A 1,349-nucleotide genomic window follows, 5' to 3' on the forward strand; every position below is an offset into this window, starting at 1 on the left:
TGAATCGGCCCAGGTTTGATGCCGTTGCTGTTTGAGTCCGAGAGGATGGACAGCATGCCGAAGAAGATCGATCCCCAGCTGCGCGCGAGGTGCGTGCGGCTCGTGCGGGAGCACCAGCAGGAGTACCCCACTCTGACCGCGGCGACGGCCGCGGTCGCCCGCCAGGAAGGTGTCTCGCGGGAGTCCGTGCGGCGCTGGATGGCCCAAGCCGACGTCGACGACGGGACCCGACCCGGCGTCACGAGCGAGGAGTCCGTCGAGGTCAAGCGGTTGAAAGCGGAGAACAAGAGACTACGGGAGGATAATGAGATCCTCCGCCGGGCCTCGATTTTCTTCGCGGGGGAGCTCGACCCCCGCAACCGCTGATCCTCGCGTTCATCGAAGAGATGCGCGCCGAGGGCTATGCAGTCGAGTCGATCCTCCGCGTCCTGCGCCAGCAGGGCCTGGGGATCGCTGCACGCACCTACCGGGCCTGGAAGAGGCCGGCCCGCATCGCTGCTCGCACCGTCACAGACGCGCTGGTCGAGGACCAGGTCCGCGACCTCGCATGGAAGTTCAACCCGGTCACCGGGCAGGTGCAGATGACGCCGGAGGGCCTGTACGGGCGACGGAAATGGGTCGCCCTGCTTCGCCGCCAGGACGGCCTGGCCGGTACTTCCCGTGGCGCCGTGGACCGCGCGATGCGCACCCTCGGCCTCGAGGGCGTGCGGCGGGTAAAGAAGCTGCGCACCACCATCCCGAACCCGGACGGGAAACGTGCCGATGACCTGCTGAATCGTGACTTCACGGCTCCGGCTCCCAACCGGGTCTGGGTCACAGATTTCACGTATGTCCGGACCTGGGCGGGGTTCGTTTACGTCGCGTTCGTCCTGGATGTGTTCGCCCAGCGGATCGTGGGCTGGCACGCCAGCTCCAGCATGCGCACCGATCTGGTCATGACTCCGCTGCGGATCGCACTGTGGCAGCGCGACCGCGACGGAAACCCGGTCCCACCAGGAGCTTTGGTCGCGCACAGTGATGCCGGGGCCCAGTACACCTCGATCCGATACACCGAGCACCTCGATCTCGAGGGCATCGCCCCATCGATCGGGACCGTCGGCGACGCCTACGCCCTCATGGAGGGCGTGAACGGCCTGTACAAGACCGAGTGCATCCGCACCACCGTCTTCCACGCCGGCCCCTTCCGGACGCTCGCGGACGTCGAGTTCGCGACCGCCGGCTGGGTCGACTGGTACAACAACCGGCGTCTCCACGGCTCCCTGGGAATGCTCACCCCGGTAGAGTTCGAGACGCTGCACTACGAGGCCCTCACCCGAGAGCCCGCACCCACAAAGTAGCGGCAGAGAACC

Annotated in this window: 1 protein-coding gene; it reads left to right on the plus strand. The window is 66.9% G+C overall.

What is annotated here, in order from left to right:
• Window positions 1-54 precede the first annotated feature (54 nt).
• A protein-coding gene (locus ACHUEU_RS16470) for an IS3 family transposase (protein ID WP_394217167.1) occupies window positions 55-1,337 on the plus strand; the annotation gives its coding sequence in 2 pieces (ribosomal slippage) (window positions 55-328 and window positions 328-1,337; 1,284 coding nt in all).
• Window positions 1,338-1,349: the final 12 nt, after the last annotated feature.

The sequence above is a fragment of the Brachybacterium vulturis genome (assembly GCF_043641765.1).
GTDB classification, from domain to species: domain Bacteria; phylum Actinomycetota; class Actinomycetes; order Actinomycetales; family Dermabacteraceae; genus Brachybacterium; species Brachybacterium vulturis_A.